Raw genomic sequence first — 15,903 nt, forward strand, 5'->3', positions numbered from 1 at the left:
TTGCGGAACAAAGTCTCTCAGGTGCGGTATTCCGGCCGGAAAACGGGGCGTGACGGGCCCGTTTCGGCCCGCCGTCGCCGCGGCGCACCGGCCCGTCGGCCGTGCGCCCCTCGCCCGTCCGCCGGCGCCGCCCGTGGCCCGTCCGTCAGATCTTCACCGAGGCCGCGACCGGCAGGTGGTCGCTGCCGGTGGCCGGCATCACCCATGCCTTGACCGGGGAGATCCCCTTCATCATGATCTGGTCGATCCGGGTCATCGGGAACGACGCCGGGAAGCTGAAGCCGAAGCCGTCGCCCGCCGCGCCCTGCGCGGAGCGCATCTGGGAGGTGAGCGGGGCCAGCGAGCGGTCGTTCATGGTGCCGTTGAGGTCGGCGAGCAGCACGGCCTTCTTCACCGGGTCCGCGGCGATCGCCTCACCGAGCGCCTGGGCGCTGGTGTCGCGCGGGTTGGCGGTGAAGCCCTTTTGGGGGTTGACCCGTACCGACGGCAGATGGGCGACGTAGACGGCGATCTGCTGGCCGTCGGCGGCGGTGACGGTGGCCCGCAGCGCGCGGTTCCACCCCATCTTGGTGTCCACCGGCCGGGTGTCGGTCAGCGGGCGCTTGCTCCACAGCCCGACCGTGCCCTCGATGGTGTGGTACGGATACGCCTTCGCCAGCCCCTGGCGGTAGGTCGACATCGCGTCCCCGGACAGCTCCTCCAGGGCCACCACATCGGCGCCGGACTTCACCAGGTCCTGGGCCGTGCCCGCCGGGTCGGGGTTGTCGGCGCTGACGTTGTGGGTGACGACGGTGAGGTTGCCGCCCTCACCGGCCTTGTCGGTGACCTGGCCGCCGAAGAGGTGGACCCACACGAAGACCGGCAGCAGCAGGGCGACCAGCGCGGTGGCCGAGCGGCGCAGCACCGCGGCGAGGAGCAGCACCGGGATCCCCAGCCCCACCCACGGCAGGAAGGTCTCCAGCAGACTGCCCAGGTTTCCCACGGTGTTGGGGATGCGGGCGTGCAGGATCATCAGCAGACCGAGCAGGACGGCGAGCACCGCGAGCACGATGCCGCGCCGCCAGGTGCCCTCGGGACGCCACCAGTTCCGCAGGCGTTCGGCCCGGGAACCGGCCTGCCCGGGGGTGTGCCCCTGCCCCGGTTCCGTCATGTATGCCTGCGCCATGTAGCTGCCCTCACTGCCGTGCTCGGTGCGCCTCACCTGTGATCTACGACCCTAGGCGATGGCCCGTAATGTGCTTTCTTAGAAGTGAGGACGGCGCGCTGCCGGGGTGGGGTTCCGGCCTCGGGACGTGTGACAAGGGCTGTGACAGAACAGGCATGCTCCGGTCATACGGTACGCGGGGGTGGGCAACCGGCCGCCACCGGGGGCCGCGGTCCGGCGGGCGGGATCCCGGCGGCCCAACCCTGCCGGGACGCCGTCGAGTTCAGCCCGCCGCCGTCGCCGCCGCGGGCCGCACGCCGGGCCGGACGCCCTCCAGGACGAGGTCGACGAGGTCCGCCGGGAGTCCCTCGGGCAGGTCCGTGCGCTCGTGGAGGAGGGCGCGGGCCAGCATCGGGCCCACGAAGAGGTCGGCGAGGGTGTCCAGGTCGTGGTCCGCGCGGATCTCGCCGTTCGCCACCCCGCGCCGCAGCACCCCCAGCAGCGCCTCGTGACGGGCCCGGATGACCGTGGCGTGGTACTCCGCCCACAGCTCGGGCTGGGCCCGGACATGGCTGACGACGGTGCGCAGCAGGGCCGAGCCCCGCTTGGCGAGTCCGCGGTGGCGCAGGAACTCCAGCAGCGAGACCAGGTCGTCGCGGACCGAGAGGCCGGCGGCCGGCGGGCTCGGGACGTCCAGCGAGCGCATGACGTCGAGCATCAGGGCGTTCTTGCCGGGCCAGCGGCGGTAGACGGTGGCCTTGCCCACCCCCGCCTCGCGCGCGATGCGTTCCATGGACAGCTCAGCTATGGAGACGCCGTCCTCGATCAGGCTGAGCACGGCCTCGATGATGGCGGAGTCGGCCGCCGCGCTGCGCGGCCGGCCGCGGCGCCCGGGGACCACCGCCGCCGGCCGCCCCCCGTCCGCCGCGACCTCGGATACCCCCGCCGCCCGGTTCATCGCCGCACGCCCGCCTTCCGCTCTTCCTGCGGCTCCGCCGGCTGCGGCGCCGGAACCATTTTGCCTGGCAGGAAGGCCGCGGCCACCACCGTGCCGATCATGGCCACGACCGCCGAACCGAGCGCGGTGATGTGCATGGCGTGGACGAAGGCGTCGTCGGCGGCGGTGGTCAGCGGCCGCCCGGCCGGGCCCAGCCGGGCCGCGAGGGAGAGGGTCGCCTCGATGGACTCGCCGGCCGCGTGCCGGGCGGCGGCCGGCAGTCCGGGCAGCGCGTCGAGCGTGCCCTGGATGCGGTCGCGGTAGCTGGTGGACAGCAGCGAGCCGAGGACCGCGACACCGAGGGTGCCGCCGACCTGCCGGAAGACGTTGTTGAGCGCCGAGCCGGAGCCGGCCTTCTCGCGCGGCAGCGACTGCATGACCGCGACGGTGGCCGGCGGCATGATGTGCGCCATGGCGGAGCCCTGGATGAAGAACAGCGCCTCCATGAGCCACAGCGGGGTGGCGGTGTCCAGCAGCAGCAGGCCCACCATGGTGGTCGCCACCACGAACATGCTGAAGGTGCACACCGCCCGGGCCCCGTAGTGGTCCACCGCGAGCCGGGCCCGTGGCGCGAAGATCAGCTGGGCCGCGGCCAGCGGCAGGATCAGCAGCCCGGCCTCCAGCGGGGAGTAGCCGCGCACGCTCTGGACGTAGAAGACGATGAAGAAGGTCACGCCGGTGAGCGCGAAGAAGACCAGCGCGATGGCGGTGATCGCGGCGGAGAAGGCGGGGATACGGAAGTAGCCCATGTCGATCGACGGATGGTCGCTGCGCTTCTGGTGCACCACGAAGACGGCCAGCACCAGCACCCCGCCGGCGATCGGGCCGACCACCCGGGCCTCGGTGAAGTCGGCGAGCTGGCCGCCCTTGATGATCCCGTAGACCAGCAGCACCAGCCCGATGACGGACAGCAGCACCCCGGCCGGGTCCAGCCGGCCGGGTCGGGGGTCGCGGGAGTCGGGCACCAGGATCACCATCGCGACGAGCGAGAGCACCACGATCGGCGCGTTGATCATGAAGACCGAGCCCCACCAGAAGTGGTCGAGCAGCAGCCCCCCGGCGATCGGGCCGACCGCGATGGCCACGCCCACCCCGCCGGCCCAGATGCCGATCGCCTTCGGCTGCTCCTCCCGCTCGAAGACGTTCATCAGGATGGCGAGGTTGGAGGGCATCACGAAGGCGCCGCCCACCCCCATCAGCGCACGGAAGGTGATCAGCTCCGCGGGCGAGCCGGACACCCCGGCGAGCACCGACCCGGCACCGAACACGGCCAGCCCGAAGAGCAGCATCTTCTTGCGGCCCAGCCGGTCGCCCAGCAGCCCCGCGGTGAACAGCAGCCCGGCGAAGACCAGGGTGTAGGAGTTGATCGCCCACTCCAGCTCACTCTGGGTGGCGCCCAGCCCGACCGGCGCGGGGGTGGCGATCGTCTTCATGGCGACGTTGAGGATCGAGTTGTCCAGCACCACGATCAGCAGGCTGAGCATGAGGAGGGACAGGATCGCCCAGCGGCGGCGGTGGATACGGTCCGGGATCCGGCGGTCGGGGGGTGTGCCCGGGGCGGGGGGTGAGGTGACCATCCGGTCACTCTATGCAGTCACCGATACGGCCCCGTTCCGTATCGGAAGGAATCGCGGGCGGGTACGGCCACCCGGGTGAGCGCACGGGGCCGGGCCGCTCCCCTTTTCCTTTGCGGGGGAGCCGTGCCAGCATGGACGGGAGTCCGGGGACACCGTCAGGGTGCCTCGAGATGAGGAACAGGAGACGTCACCATGACGCAGCCTTCGCCTGCCCGGAAGCCGGTCGCCAAGTCTTTGTACGGCGGTTCCGGCTCGCGCCGCATCACCGTCCGGGACATCGCCGCCGCCAAGGAGCGCGGTGAGAAATGGCCGATGCTCACCGCCTACGACGCGATGACCGCCTCCGTCTTCGACGAGGCCGGCATCCCCGTGCTGCTCGTCGGGGACTCGATGGGCAACTGCCACCTCGGCTACGAATCGACCGTGCCGGTCACCCTGGACGAGATCGTCATGCTGTCCGCGGCGGTCGTCCGGGGCACCGGCCGCTCCCTCGTCGTCGGCGACCTGCCGTTCGGCAGCTACCAGGAAGGGCCGGTGCAGGCGCTGCGCAGCGCCACCCGGCTGGTGAAGGAAGCCGGTGTGGGCGCCGTCAAGCTGGAGGGCGGCGAGCGCTCCGCCGACCAGGTCGAGCTGCTGGTGTCGTCCGGCATCCCGGTGATGGCGCACGTCGGCCTGACCCCGCAGTCGGTCAACGCCTACGGCGGGTACCCCGTCCAGGGGCGTGGCGAGGAGGCGGCCCAGCAGCTGCTGCGGGACGCGAAGGCGGTGCAGGACGCCGGTGCGTTCGCGGTGGTGCTGGAGGCCGTACCCGCCGAGCTGGCCGCCGAGGTCACCCGCTCGCTGGCCGTGCCGACCGTCGGCATCGGCGCGGGGGCGGAGTGCGACGCGCAGGTGCTGGTGTGGACCGACATGGCCGGGATGACGGCCGGGCGGCTGCCGAAGTTCGTCAAGCAGTACCTCCAGATGCGGGAGTTGCTCGGCGGGGCGGCCAAGGCTTTCGCGGAGGAGGTCGTCGGCGGCACCTTCCCGGCGGAGGAGCACACCTTCCACTAGACGGGCCACTGGACAGGTCGTCGGCACACCGCCCCGGGCGACCCGGGCGGTGTGCCGTCGTGCCGCGCCTGCCGTGGCGGCCGCCGCTGCCGGACCCCTCACCGCACCACGGGAACCGGCCGGCGGGCATCCGCCGGAAGTCGTAGGAACGCGCGCCCGTGTACTGCTCCTGGCATAGGGAGGGTGCCCTCCCAGGTGGGAGGACTCGGGCGCCACGGGGCGCAAGACTGGGCGCCATGCCGCACGTTCTCCTCGCCTCTCGTCCCCGTCCCCGCCGGTTAGCTCCGGCCCGGCACGGGACCGACCGACGACGAGGCTAGGGGGAACAGCGCGTGAGTTGCGGACCGCGGCACACCGAGCGCGGGGAGGAACGACCACTGGTCGGCCGCGCTTTTGAACTGGCGGAACTGGAGGCCCTCGCCGCGCAGGTGAGGGCCGGTCGGTCCCGTGTGGTGCAGATCGAGGGCCCCGCCGGCATCGGCAAGTCCGCCCTGCTGAACGGCTGGTGCCGTCGCGACCGGCGGTTCCGGGTGCTGTGGGCACGGTGCCGTCCGCTGGAGCGGGAGTTCGCGTTCGGCGCGGTGCGCCAGCTGTTCCGGCCCGTCATGGAGGCGCTCACCGAGGCCGACCGGGCGGCGCTGCCGGAGGGGACGGAGGCGGCGGCGCGGCGGGTGCTGGAGGACGGCGCGCGCACGGAGCCCCCGGCGGCCGGGCCCCACCCGGGCGCCACGGCATTGGACGGACTCGACGCGCTCGCCCTGCACCTGTCGGCCCGGCGGCCGCTGCTGCTGGCGATCGACAACCTCCAGTGGATCGACACCCCGTCGCTGCGCTGGCTGGCCCGTCTCGTCACGCGCGCCGACACCCGCCCCCTCCTGGTGGCGGTGGTCAACCGCACCGGCGAATTCCGCAAGCCCGACCCGCTGTTCGCCGAGCTCGTACGGCCCGACCACTGCCACCGGCTCGCCCTGGAGCCCCTCGACGTGCCCGGCGTGCGGCATCTGGCGCGGCACGTGTGGCAGGCGCAGGAGCCCGACGCGGCCTTCGCCGCCGCCTGCCATGCCGCGACCGGCGGCCACCCGCTGTTCCTGTGGGGGCTGCTGCACCACGCGGAGCTGGCCGGCGTGCGGCCGACCGCGGAGTACCGCGACCGCCTGCGCACCGTGACGCTGTCCACCCTCGACCAGGAGATCAGACGCCGGCTCTCCCAGGGGTCGCGTGAGGTCGTGGAGTTGACGCACGCCCTGGCGGTCCTGGGTGACCGCAAACCGGCCGAGCTGCTCGCCGCGTACTGCGGGAGCGGCGAGGCCGTGGTCCGCGCGGCGGCCGACGACCTGTGGTCGCTCGGTCTCCTGCGGTCCGGTGGCGAGCCCTGTTTCCTCCATCAGGTCGTGCGGGACACCGTGCTGGCGACGATGTCGCCCGAGGAGCGCGGCCAGGGGCACGCCAGGGCGGCGCAGGTGTCGCACCTCGCCGGCCGGCCCGACGAGGAAGTGGCGGCCCATCTGCTGGCGGCCGGCCCGGTGGAGGGGTCCTGGGCGGTGCCGGTGCTGCGCAGGGCGGCCGACGAGGCGCTGCACCGCGGCGCGCCGGACGTGGCGGTCACCTATCTGCGGTCCGCGCTGGGCCGGCAGCCGGGGGCGGCCGAACGCGGCCCGCTGCTGCTCCAACTCGGCGTCGCGGCCGGTCACTACGACGCCGACCTGGCGCTGTCGTACGTCACCGGCGCGCTGGAGGTGCTGACCGAGAAGAACGCCCGGCGCGACGCCCTGGGCGTGCTGACCTACTGCCTGCAGTTCTCCCGGCGGCCGCGCGGGGCGCTGTCCGGCGTGGACCGCCTGATCGCGGAGCTGTGCGGGGAGACGGAGCACGGCGGCGGCGCCGACCGTGAACTCGTGCTGCGCATGCGGGCGCTGCGTTCCTGGCGGGAGTACGAGCGGTCCGCCGACCGGTCGCCGGAGCCCTCGGCGCCGGTGTCCGTCGAGGGCCTGGTCGGCCGCACGCCGGGGGAACGGCAGCTGCTCGCCCTGCACGCCTTCCACTCGCTCAAGGCGGCGGTCCCGGCGCCGTACGTGACCGAACTCGTCGACCGGGCCTGCGTCAACCTCCCGGTCTTCTCCCACGATCTGTTCCCGCTGCACTACTTCGTCGCGCAGACCCTCTTCTACCTCGACGAACTGGACCGGGTGGACCGGTTCATCGGGCAGCTGACCCAGGGGGCCGAGAACAAGGGTCTGGAGCTGCTCGACTCCTCGCTGTCGGTCCTGCAGGCCGCGCTGGCGTGGCAGGGCGGCAATGTCACCGAGGCCCTCGGCACGGCCCAGGCGGCCGCCGGCCGGCGGCCCGCCGCCGGCACCCGGCCGTACGCGACCACCCTGGACATCATCCGGATCAACGCGCTGCTCGAACAGGGGCAGCTCGACGCGGCCGAACAGGTGGTGCTCACCCGCTCCCCCGAGGAACCCCAGGAGGCGGGCTGGGAGCGGCCGTTGTTCCTGCTGAGCCTGTCCGCGCTGCGGATGTCCCAGGGCGAGCCGCGGACCGCGCTGGCCCTGCTGCGGGAGTGCGGTCACCACCTCGACGCGGCGGGGACGGTCAACCCGGCGATCTGCCCCTGGCGCTCCCGGGCCGCCGCCGCGCACCTGGCGCTGGGGGAGCGCCCGGCGGCGCACGCCCTCATCGAGCAGGAACTCGACCTCGCCCGGCAGAGCCGCATCCCGCGCGCCCTCGGCGTGGCGCTGCGCGCGGCCGGCCTGGCGGCGCAGGGCGCCCGCGGGCCGGAGCTGCTCGGCGAGGCGGTGCACGTGCTCACCGCCACCCCGGCCCGCCTCGACCTGGCCCGCACGCTCGGCGACCTCGGCGTCGCGCTGCTGCGCAGGGACGAGAGGAGTGGCGCCCGCGACGCCCTCCAGCGCGGGCTGGAGCTGGCCACCGCGTGTGGTGCCACCGCGCTGGCCGGCCGTCTGCGGGATCCGCTGCACGAGGCCGGCGGGCGGGCGGCCAGACCCGGCGGGAGCCTGCTGACCCCCGGCGAGGAGCGCGTCAGCACGCTGGCCGTGCAGGGGCACAGCAACAAGCAGATCGCCGAGCTGCTCGTGGTGTCCCTGCGGACCGTCGAGACCCATCTGACCGGCGCCTACCGCAAGCTGGGCATCGCCGGGCGCCATCATCTGGCCGCCGCGCTGGCCGGCCCCGGCGCTCAGGCGTCGTCCCGGCGGACCAGCAGCCGGTAGGCGTTGGACAGGCCGAGCCGGGGGGCCACGGGCGCCAGGAGCCGGTCGAGCAGCCAGCCGGCCGTCAGGACCGGGAGGCCGGCGGTGAGCACGGCGCCGCGCAGCACCCGGCTGGCCCTGCCGGGCGGCGCGGGGTGCCACGGTTCGTCCCGCCGGGGGGCCAGGCGGTTCACGGCCAGCCAGCCGGCGGTGAGCAGGTCCACGGGGTCGTGCGGCTCCGCGTGCTCCTGCGCGACGACCGTGAAGCCGAGTTCGGTCAGCCGCCGGCGCAGGTTCGCCGCGGGGATGAGGTGCAGGTGCTGCGGTTGGAGCCAGGGCAGCCACCAGCGGCCGAGGAGCCGGCCGAGGCGGCACCGCGGGTCCGGTACCTCGATCAGCAGGTGCCCGCCGGGCCGCAGCGCCCGGTGCGCCGCGGCCAGCTCGCGCCCGGGATCCGCGCTGTGCTCCAGGTAGTGGAACATGCTCACCACGTCGTACCGCCCGGCGAGTTCCCCGGCCAGCGCCACGAAGCCGCCGCGGTAGCCGTGCCGTATCCAGCCCCGTTCCCGGGCCGATTCGACGCCCGCGCCGAGGTCCAGCCCGTCGAAGACCGTGCGGGGCAGGAGGGCCCGTGCCGCGTGGCAGAAGTGCCCGTGCCCGGTGCCCACGTCGAGCCAGGTCCCCGGGTCGGCGTGCGGAGTCACGGCGCCCGCCCTGAGCCGGTAGGCCCGCTCGTGCGCCCCGAAGAGCGCGGCGAGGTTCTCCTCCCCCAGCCCGTCGTAGAAGTCGCGGTAGTAGAACTCCAGCCCCTCCGGGGCGAGTTGCGGGTTCTGAAAGGTGTGACGGCAGTCCCGGCAGCGCTCCAGGACGAACCGGCCGGGCTTGTGCTGGAGCAGATCGGTGGTCCGCAGCCGGACCTCCAGCCGTCCCGAGCCGCACCAGGGGCAGTCGGGGCGCCGCGGCCGGAAGAACCGGGCCACGCCGCGGGCGAGGTCGTCCTGGTAGCGGGGGCGCAGCGCGGCGACCCGTGCGGTCCGGTTCACGGCCGGGTCCTCTCCGCGGCGGCGCCGGCCGCGAGTCGTTCGAGGTGTGCCGCCGCGGCGTCCGCGCCTCCGGCGGCCCGGAAGGAGGCGCGCACCCGCTCGGCGGCGGCCCGGTAGCCGGGCTCGTGCAGCACGGCGTCGAGTGCCGCACCGAGGTGCTCGGCCGTCGCCCGGTTGAACCGCACCCGCAGCCCCGCGCCGGCCTCGGCGACCTGGGCGGCGACGGTGGGCTGGTCGTCCCGGATCGGTGCGACCACCAGCGGCAGTCCGTGCCACAGCGCCTCGCAGACGGTGTTGTGCCCGGCGTGGCACAGGACCGCGTCGCACCGTTCCAGGACCGCCAGTTGGGGCACGCGCCGCCGGACGAGTATCCGCTCGTGAGGGGCGTGCAGCGTCCCCGAGGGGTCGACGACCACGGCCTGGAGGCGGTCGGTCCGGGCCCGCACCGCCTCGGCGCACTCGGCGAGGAAGCGCGGCCCCACCTCGGTGTTGGCCGTGCCGAGGGTGATCAGGACGGTGGCGCGCCCGGGGTCGGGCCACTCCCAGGGGAAGTCGCCCGGCGAGGGACGGGGGGCGAGCGACGGGCCGACGAAGCGCACCTGGTCGCCGAAGGAGCCGGCGGGCCCCACCAGCGCTTCGGTGCTGAACGCCAGCACGAGACGGGGTGACAGCCGCGGGTCCTGGTCACCCGCCGGGTCGCCGATCCGCTGCCGCAGTTCCTGGATCAGCCCGGTGACCCAGGCCTCCACCTTCGGGATGCCCTCGAACGCGGTGAACCCGGCCGAGGTGGTCGCGGAGGTGGCCCAGGGCACGCCGAGCCGTTCGGCCACCAGCCCGCCGGCGACGGCCTGCTGGTCGGCGACCAGGACGTCCGGACGGAACGCGCCGACCGCCTCGCGGATGCCGGGTGCCATGGCCGTGGCCAGCGGCCCGAGAAACCGCTCCCAGAGGAATTTCAGCGCCGCCGGGCCCCGCAGGGAGGGCGGCCGGAGCAGGGCCGGGTCGTCGAGCGGCGGCGCGGCACAGGGGAACACCGCGGCCCGCTCCCCCGCGAGGGGTGCCACGACGTCCGGCAGACCCGCCCAGGCCACCCGGTGACCGCGGCGGACCAGCTGCGCCGCGACCCCGAGGGTGGGGTTGATGTGGCCCACCAGCGGCGGCACCACGAAGAGGAACCTGCTCACGGGCTGCCGGCCTCCGCCCTCGCGTCGTGCGTGCGCACCCACTCCGAGACCAGCTCGCTCACCTGCCGGGTGGCGCCCATCAGGACCCAGTGCTCCTGGTCGGGCACCACGACGGTCCGGCAGTGGGCGAGCAGCGACTTCAGCCACGGTTCCTGGGCCGCGAGTTCCGACTCGCTGCCGTAGAGGGCCAGGACCGGGCAGCGCACCGCCCGGATCTCCTCCTCGTCCAGCACCCGGCTGGCCGGGACGTCCCGGGCCATGGTGCTGGAGTGCAGCAGCCGCGAGGCCGACCGCACCCGCCGGGTCGCGTGCGGGCCGTGTTCGGCGGTCAGCCGCTCGTGCAGGTCCGTGCGGGCGAACTCCACGGCGGCGCGCGCGAGGTTGACGGCCATCTTGCGGGACCAGGCGTCGGTCGCCGGCTCCGACTCGATCAGCGAGACGCTGGCCACCCGCTCCGGGCGCCGCGCCGCGTAGCTGAACGCGATGGTGCCGCCGTAGGAGTTGCCGACGAGGTGGACCGGGCCGGCCACCTCCAGCCGGTCGAGCAGCGCGTCGAGGTCCCCGACGAAGTCCTCCAGCGTGTAGCCGTCGGCCCGCCGCTCGCTGCGGCCGTGTCCCCGCAGGTCGTACATGATCACGTCGATCCCCGCGGCGGCGAACACCGGCGCCAGGGTGAAGTAGTAGCTGACGAGGCTGTCCACGAGCATGCCGTGGACGAACACCACGGTGGGCGGCGGCGCGGTGCCGGTGGTGTTCCGGGCGGGCATCCGCTCCACATGCAGCGCGACGCCGTTGGCGTGGATCATGGCCACGGCTCAGCGCTCCCGGGTTTCCCGCAGGCAGCCCGCCACGAACGTGACGAGCTGACCGACCGTGAGGTGGATGATCTCTTCGAGTTCGAGTCCGGCCAGGAACTCGGCGAAGTTGACCCGCTCGCCGTAACTGGCCGCCAGCCGGCCGCCGAGGGTGACCAGGTCGATGCTCTCCAGGTCCAGGTCGTCATGGAACGTGGTGTCCATGGTGATCTCGACGTCCTGCTCCGCGTACTCCTCGAGCACGGCGCGGAGCATCCCGGCGATCTCGCCGAACACGGCTGTCTCATCGGGCTCGTCGGGCCCACCGGCACGGACCGGATCCTGCGCCTGACTGCTGTTCAACGCTTCCTCTTTCCCTCGTCGGCCGTGCCCGTCGTCCAGGCGACGACGTAGTCCCTGCTCGGCAGGTCGGCCAGGTTGCTGATCCGGCGGCAGCGCACCCGGTGCACGCGGCTCCCGGAATCCACCACCAGCTCGTCCGGCTGTGCGGCGACCACCCGGAAGTCCCGCGGCCGCCCCCGCAATCCGGTGCCCTCCGCCTTCGACGCGGCCTCCTTCGCCGCCCAGAAACGGGTGAACCACACGGCTTGCGGCTCCGGCGTTCCGGCGCACCGCGCCGCCAGGAGGTCACGCTCGTCCCGGCCGAGCGCCACCGTGAGCGTCTGCGCGGGCCGCTCGGCGATCTCCTCGACGTCGATGCCGACCCCGCCGTCCGCGTGCGGACCCGCCGGCCGCACGAGGGCCACGCCGGTCTCCGCGCAGTGCGCCAGCGAGACGTCCAGCCGGGGAAGGACCCGGCCGTGCAGACCCTCGACCCGCGGCCGTCCGCCGGCGTCGTTGCGCACCCGGATCTCGGCGGGGAAGACCGGGCCCTCGCCGTGTTCCCACAGCCACCGGCGGACCGCGTCCTTGACCGCGATGCGGCCCAGCAGCCACTGGCGGCGGCCGCGGGGCGGACACCGCTCGTGGTCGGCGCGTTCGGCGGCGCTCAGATGGTTGCGCATGACGAGGTCGCGCGAGGCGAGGTCCGGCCACCGGTCGTGCACCAGCCACCAGCCGCCCCGCTCCTCGCGGGAGAGCGTGTGCCGTTCGGGGAACCGTTCCTGGACCCTGGTCTCCAGGCGGTTGTCGAAGCGGCGGTCCTGCCAGCCGTCGATCCGCGCCCAGACCCGGCCGCCGGCGACGAGTTGCATGTCGGCCTCCACCGCGGAGCCGGTGACGGAGGTGATCTTGATGAGGCACTCCACCCGGGCGCCCGGTGCGGGGTGCGGGCCGAAGAAGCGCATCTCCCTCATCCGCACCGGGAACACCACGGTCCGCTCGGTCAGGGTGGTGATGATCCAGTAGCCGAGGAGCTGTCCTACGTTGTCCAGCAGGGCGCCGGGGGCGGCCGGGGTGGTGAGCACCCCGCGGACGTGCGCGTCCCCGATCGCGGTCAGCTCGGTGACGCCCTGGAACCGCGGGCCGTGGAACATCCAGCGCGCGTCGTACAGTTCCCGGGCCGTGAGCTGCGCGGGCCGCTCGTCCCGGGGGTCCCACGCCCACGGGCGCGGCGGATCGTCGGGGTGCTCCGCCGCCAGTTCCACCTCGGCGGCGGCGAACTGCCCGAAATCCACGCCGACCCGCCCGGGCCCGCGCGCCGTCACCGTCACCGGGACGTCGACCGGCGGGCTGGCCGTCGTCCACCGCTTCAGGTGCACGCCGTGCACGCCCACGGCCCGGGTGCCGGGCTGCGTCCGCTCGGCGAACTCCTGCATGTGGTGGATCACCGTGGTGGCCGGGACCACCGGCCAGCGGTCCGACTCGTCGGGCCAGTCGGGGCGCTGGGCGAAGAGGCAGTGGTCGAGGAGGTAGGGCATGGCCGCCGTGGACACCCGCAGCACGGCGCGGTGTTCGCCTCCGGACGGGGCCGGCGGGGCTTCCTGGGCCGGCGGTGCTGCCGGGGGTGGTGGTACTTCCGGGAGTGCCGGTACTTCCGGGGAGCGCGGGTGCGCCGGGCCGGCGGCCGAGAGCACCTCCGCCGCGGTGTCCGCGGTGTCCTTGAGCAGTGCGCCCAGCTCGCCCGCCAGCGGGAAGCGGGCGGCCAGGTGCTCCAGCGGGGCCGGTGCGGCGCCGGCCGCCCGGGCGCCGGCGAGCGCGGGGCGCAGGTCGCCGAGCGTCCGCCGGTCGAGGGAGACCAGCGGTCCGCCGAGGTCCAGCCGGACCGGCGGGGGCGTGGCCGGTGCGGCGCGGCCGGCCGCGGGCGGAACGGCGGCCGCGTCCCCGCCGTCCACCCACAGCGCCGTGGCGACGTGGTGCAGCTGTGCCACTCCGCCGCGGTGCGGGGAGCCGGCGGCCACCGTCAGATGCGGCCGGCCGTGCAGCGTGTTGCCGATCAGCGCGCCGGCCTGGCCCGCCCCGGCCTGCACGAAGACCCGGAAGCCGGCCGCGTACATCGCCTCGATCAGCGGGCGGAAGCGCACCGGCTCCAGCAGATGCCGCAGGAACAGCGCGCGTACCTCCGCCTCGGTGGACGGATACACCGACGCGGTGGTCGCCGACCACACGGGCACGGTGGGCGGATGCAGCGCGAACCCGGCGGCGGCCCGGCGGATCGGTTCGAGATAGGGGGCCAGCATGGGGGTGTGGAAGCCGGACCGGAACGGCAGGACGCGGCCGAGGACCTGGCGCGCGCGAAACCGGCGCACGAGGTCGTCGACCGGGCCGGGCGGACCGCACACCATCGCCTGGTCCGGCGCGTTGTCGTGGGACAGCACGAGCTCGGGGTGGTCCGCCAGGGCGGCCGTGACGGTGTCGGCCGAGGTGCCCAGGACCGCGAAGGCCAGGTCGGGCACCCGCAGTTCGTCCGGGTCGAAGGACGCCACGAACTCGTCCACCGCGGGGCCGGCGAACAGCCCTCCGGCGATCATCGCGGTCCACTCCCCCACGCTGTGGCCGGCGACCGCGTCCGGCGCGATGCCCATGCGGCGCAGGGCGGCGTCCAGCACCCGCCCGGCGGCCACCACCTCGGCACCGTGCCGTCCGACGTCCGCGACCTGTGCCGGGCGCCCGGCGCGGTCCCCGGGGAGCAGGCCGGTCAGGGCGAAGTGCGCGGCGACCTCGTCGACCGGGGGCTGGAACTCCGCTTCGAGACCCGGGAAGACGAAGGCCACCCGGCCGCCGCCGTCCGCGCCGAGCAGGGGCTCGGGGGTGAACCACACCTCGCCGCGGCCGCGCCAGGAGCGGCCCTTGGCCACCGCCCGCCGGGCCAGTGCGAGGCGTTTGGCGGTGGGGTCGACGATGCCGAGCCGGCTGCGGCCGCGGCCGCCGGAGCGGTCGTCGAGGCCGGCCGCCAGCACGGCCGGGTCCCCGGCGTCCAGCAGCGTGGCGAGCTGCTCGGGGCTGTCGGCGCTGAGCCGCAGCACCCGTTCCCGCTCCCGCACGGTGGCCGTGGGCCGCGGGTGCCGGCCGGCCACGGCGCCGGGTGCCGCTTCGAGCACCACGTGCGCGTTGATGCCGCCGAAGCCGAAGGCGTTCACGGCGGCCCGCCGCGGGCCCGCTCCGGCGGCCGTCTCCCAGGGCTCCGCCGAGGCGATCGGGCGGAACCGGGTGGCGTCGAGCGCGGGGTGCGGATCCTCGCAGTGCAGCGTCGGCGGCAGCACCCCGTGGTGGACCGCGAGCGCCGCCTTCACCAGCCCGGCCACACCGGCGGCCGGCATGGTGTGGCCGATCATCGACTTCACCGACCCGAGCACCGCCCGGTCACCGCCGGCCGCCGGTCCGAACACCTCGGCCAGGGTGGCGAGTTCGGCGGCGTCCCCCGAGGGGGTGGCGGTCCCGTGGGCCTCCAGCAGCCCGAGGGATCCGGGCGCGGCGGGGTCGAGACCGGCCCTGCGCCACGCCTGCCGCACCGCCCGTACCTGGCCCGCGGGGTCCGGGTTGACGAGGCTGCCGCTGCGGCCGTCGCTCGCCACCCCGACGCCCCGGATGACGGCGTAGATCCGGTCGCCGTCGCGCTCCGCGTCGGCGAGCCGCTTGAGGACCACGACGCCGGTGCCCTCCCCGATCAGCAGTCCGTCCGCGCCGTGGTCGAAGGGGCGGATCCGCTGGCTCACGGACAGCGCGCGCAGCTGGGAGAACACGCTCCACAGGGTGATGTCGTGGCAGTGGTGCACCCCACCGGCGAGCACCACGTCGCAGCGCCCGCCCGCCAGTTCGCCCACCGCCTGGTCGACCGCGACCAGCGAGGACGCGCAGGCGGCGTCGACCGTGTACGCGGGGCCGCGCAGGTCGAGCCGGTTGGCCACCCGCGAGGCGGTGAGGTTGGGCACCAGGCCGATCGCCTGCTCGGGTTCGTCCGGCCCGAGCTGCTCGGTGAACGCCTGCCGCACCTGCTCCAGCCGCCCGGCACCGAGGCCGGGCAGCAACTCGCCGAGCGTGCGGACGAGTTGATTGGCCGTCCGGACCCGCTGGGAGCCGCGGGAGAGTCCGGGCGTCAGATATCCGCCGCGGCCCAGGACCACGCCGATCCGGTCGCGGTCGGGCAGCCGGTGCTCGCCGCCGGCGTCCGCGAGGGCGTCGGCGGCCACCTTCAGCGCGAGGAGCTGGTCCGGCTCGGTGCCCGCCACCGAGTGGGGCATGATGCCGAACCGTGTCACCTCGACGTCGGCGAGGTCGTCGACGAAACCGCCCCGCCGGCAGTAGACCCGGTCCGAGCGGCCCACCGCCCGCGGATCGTAGAAGTCGGCGTCCCAGCGTCCGGCGGGGACGTCGGTGATCGCGTCGACGCCGGCCGCGAGGTTGTGCCAGTACGCCTGGAGGTCTGCGGCCCCCGGCAGCAGGACGGCCATGCCGACGATGGCGACCCGGGGGCCCGGGCCCGGCGCGGAGGTCGTCATC

General features: G+C 74.6%; 10 protein-coding genes. 2 read left to right on the plus strand and 8 right to left on the minus strand.

Annotation, left to right across the window (positions count from 1 at the left end; genetic code table 11):
* Window positions 1-145: 145 nt before the first annotated feature.
* The 3 genes from ACQP17_RS10570 to ACQP17_RS10580 form a co-directional block, all read right to left on the minus strand.
* Window positions 146-1,150 (minus strand): endonuclease/exonuclease/phosphatase family protein, encoded by a 1,005-nt coding sequence (locus tag ACQP17_RS10570; RefSeq protein WP_433859880.1) that lies wholly within the window; start codon window positions 1,148-1,150, stop codon window positions 146-148.
* A 277-nt stretch (window positions 1,151-1,427) separates the two neighbouring features.
* Window positions 1,428-2,102 carry a TetR/AcrR family transcriptional regulator gene (locus ACQP17_RS10575; protein WP_364882731.1) on the minus strand — a complete coding sequence of 225 codons (675 nt, stop codon included), beginning with the start codon at window positions 2,100-2,102 and terminating at the stop codon, window positions 1,428-1,430.
* Window positions 2,099-3,718 (minus strand): MFS transporter, encoded by a 1,620-nt coding sequence (locus ACQP17_RS10580; protein ID WP_433856029.1) that lies wholly within the window; start codon window positions 3,716-3,718, stop codon window positions 2,099-2,101. The genes ACQP17_RS10575 and ACQP17_RS10580 overlap by 4 nt, the downstream gene beginning before the upstream one ends.
* A gap of 192 nt (window positions 3,719-3,910) precedes the next feature.
* On the opposite strand from ACQP17_RS10580, the gene panB reads away from it, so the two are divergent.
* Both panB and ACQP17_RS10590 read left to right on the plus strand, forming a co-directional pair.
* Window positions 3,911-4,771, plus strand: a complete 861-nt coding sequence (gene panB, locus ACQP17_RS10585; RefSeq protein ID WP_433856030.1) for a 3-methyl-2-oxobutanoate hydroxymethyltransferase — start codon at window positions 3,911-3,913, stop codon at window positions 4,769-4,771.
* A gap of 332 nt (window positions 4,772-5,103) precedes the next feature.
* On the plus strand, window positions 5,104-8,004 hold the full coding sequence (locus ACQP17_RS10590) for an ATP-binding protein (RefSeq protein WP_433856031.1): 2,901 nt from the start codon (window positions 5,104-5,106) through the stop codon (window positions 8,002-8,004).
* Here the strand turns inward: ACQP17_RS10590 and ACQP17_RS10595 are convergent.
* From ACQP17_RS10595 to ACQP17_RS10615, 5 genes are all read right to left on the minus strand, one after another.
* Window positions 7,971-9,026, minus strand: coding sequence for a class I SAM-dependent methyltransferase (locus tag ACQP17_RS10595; RefSeq protein ID WP_433856032.1), 1,056 nt, complete (start codon window positions 9,024-9,026; stop codon window positions 7,971-7,973). The genes ACQP17_RS10590 and ACQP17_RS10595 overlap by 34 nt on opposite strands.
* On the minus strand, window positions 9,023-10,210 hold the full coding sequence (locus ACQP17_RS10600; protein ID WP_433856033.1) for a glycosyltransferase: 1,188 nt from the start codon (window positions 10,208-10,210) through the stop codon (window positions 9,023-9,025). Before ACQP17_RS10600 ends, ACQP17_RS10595 begins: the two co-directional genes overlap by 4 nt.
* Entirely contained in the window at window positions 10,207-11,016 is an 810-nt protein-coding gene (locus tag ACQP17_RS10605) for an alpha/beta fold hydrolase (protein ID WP_433859881.1), read from the minus strand. Before ACQP17_RS10605 ends, ACQP17_RS10600 begins: the two co-directional genes overlap by 4 nt.
* 9 nt (window positions 11,017-11,025) lie before the next feature.
* The gene (locus ACQP17_RS10610) at window positions 11,026-11,280 is read right to left on the minus strand and encodes an acyl carrier protein (protein WP_433859882.1); all 255 of its coding nucleotides are present in this window, start codon (window positions 11,278-11,280) and stop codon (window positions 11,026-11,028) included.
* A gap of 83 nt (window positions 11,281-11,363) precedes the next feature.
* Window positions 11,364-15,902, minus strand: a complete 4,539-nt coding sequence (locus ACQP17_RS10615) for a beta-ketoacyl synthase N-terminal-like domain-containing protein (RefSeq protein ID WP_433856034.1) — start codon at window positions 15,900-15,902, stop codon at window positions 11,364-11,366.
* Window position 15,903: the final 1 nt, after the last annotated feature.

Origin of the sequence: Streptomyces kronopolitis (assembly GCF_050953795.1) — a bacterium.
GTDB classification, from domain to species: Bacteria; Actinomycetota; Actinomycetes; order Streptomycetales; family Streptomycetaceae; genus Streptomyces; species Streptomyces kronopolitis_A.

Coding starts and splice junctions, on each gene's coding strand:
- ACQP17_RS10605 (WP_433859881.1), bottom strand. CDS start 11,016: ATGATCCACGCCAACGGCGTCGCGCTGCATGTGGAGCGGATGCCCGCC.
- ACQP17_RS10580 (WP_433856029.1), bottom strand. CDS start 3,718: ATGGTCACCTCACCCCCCGCCCCGGGCACACCCCCCGACCGCCGGATC.
- ACQP17_RS10610 (WP_433859882.1), bottom strand. CDS start 11,280: ATGCTCCGCGCCGTGCTCGAGGAGTACGCGGAGCAGGACGTCGAGATC.
- ACQP17_RS10570 (WP_433859880.1), bottom strand. CDS start 1,150: ATGACGGAACCGGGGCAGGGGCACACCCCCGGGCAGGCCGGTTCCCGG.
- ACQP17_RS10615 (WP_433856034.1), bottom strand. CDS start 15,902: ATGACGACCTCCGCGCCGGGCCCGGGCCCCCGGGTCGCCATCGTCGGC.
- ACQP17_RS10575 (WP_364882731.1), bottom strand. CDS start 2,102: ATGAACCGGGCGGCGGGGGTATCCGAGGTCGCGGCGGACGGGGGGCGG.
- panB (WP_433856030.1), top strand. CDS start 3,911: ATGACGCAGCCTTCGCCTGCCCGGAAGCCGGTCGCCAAGTCTTTGTAC.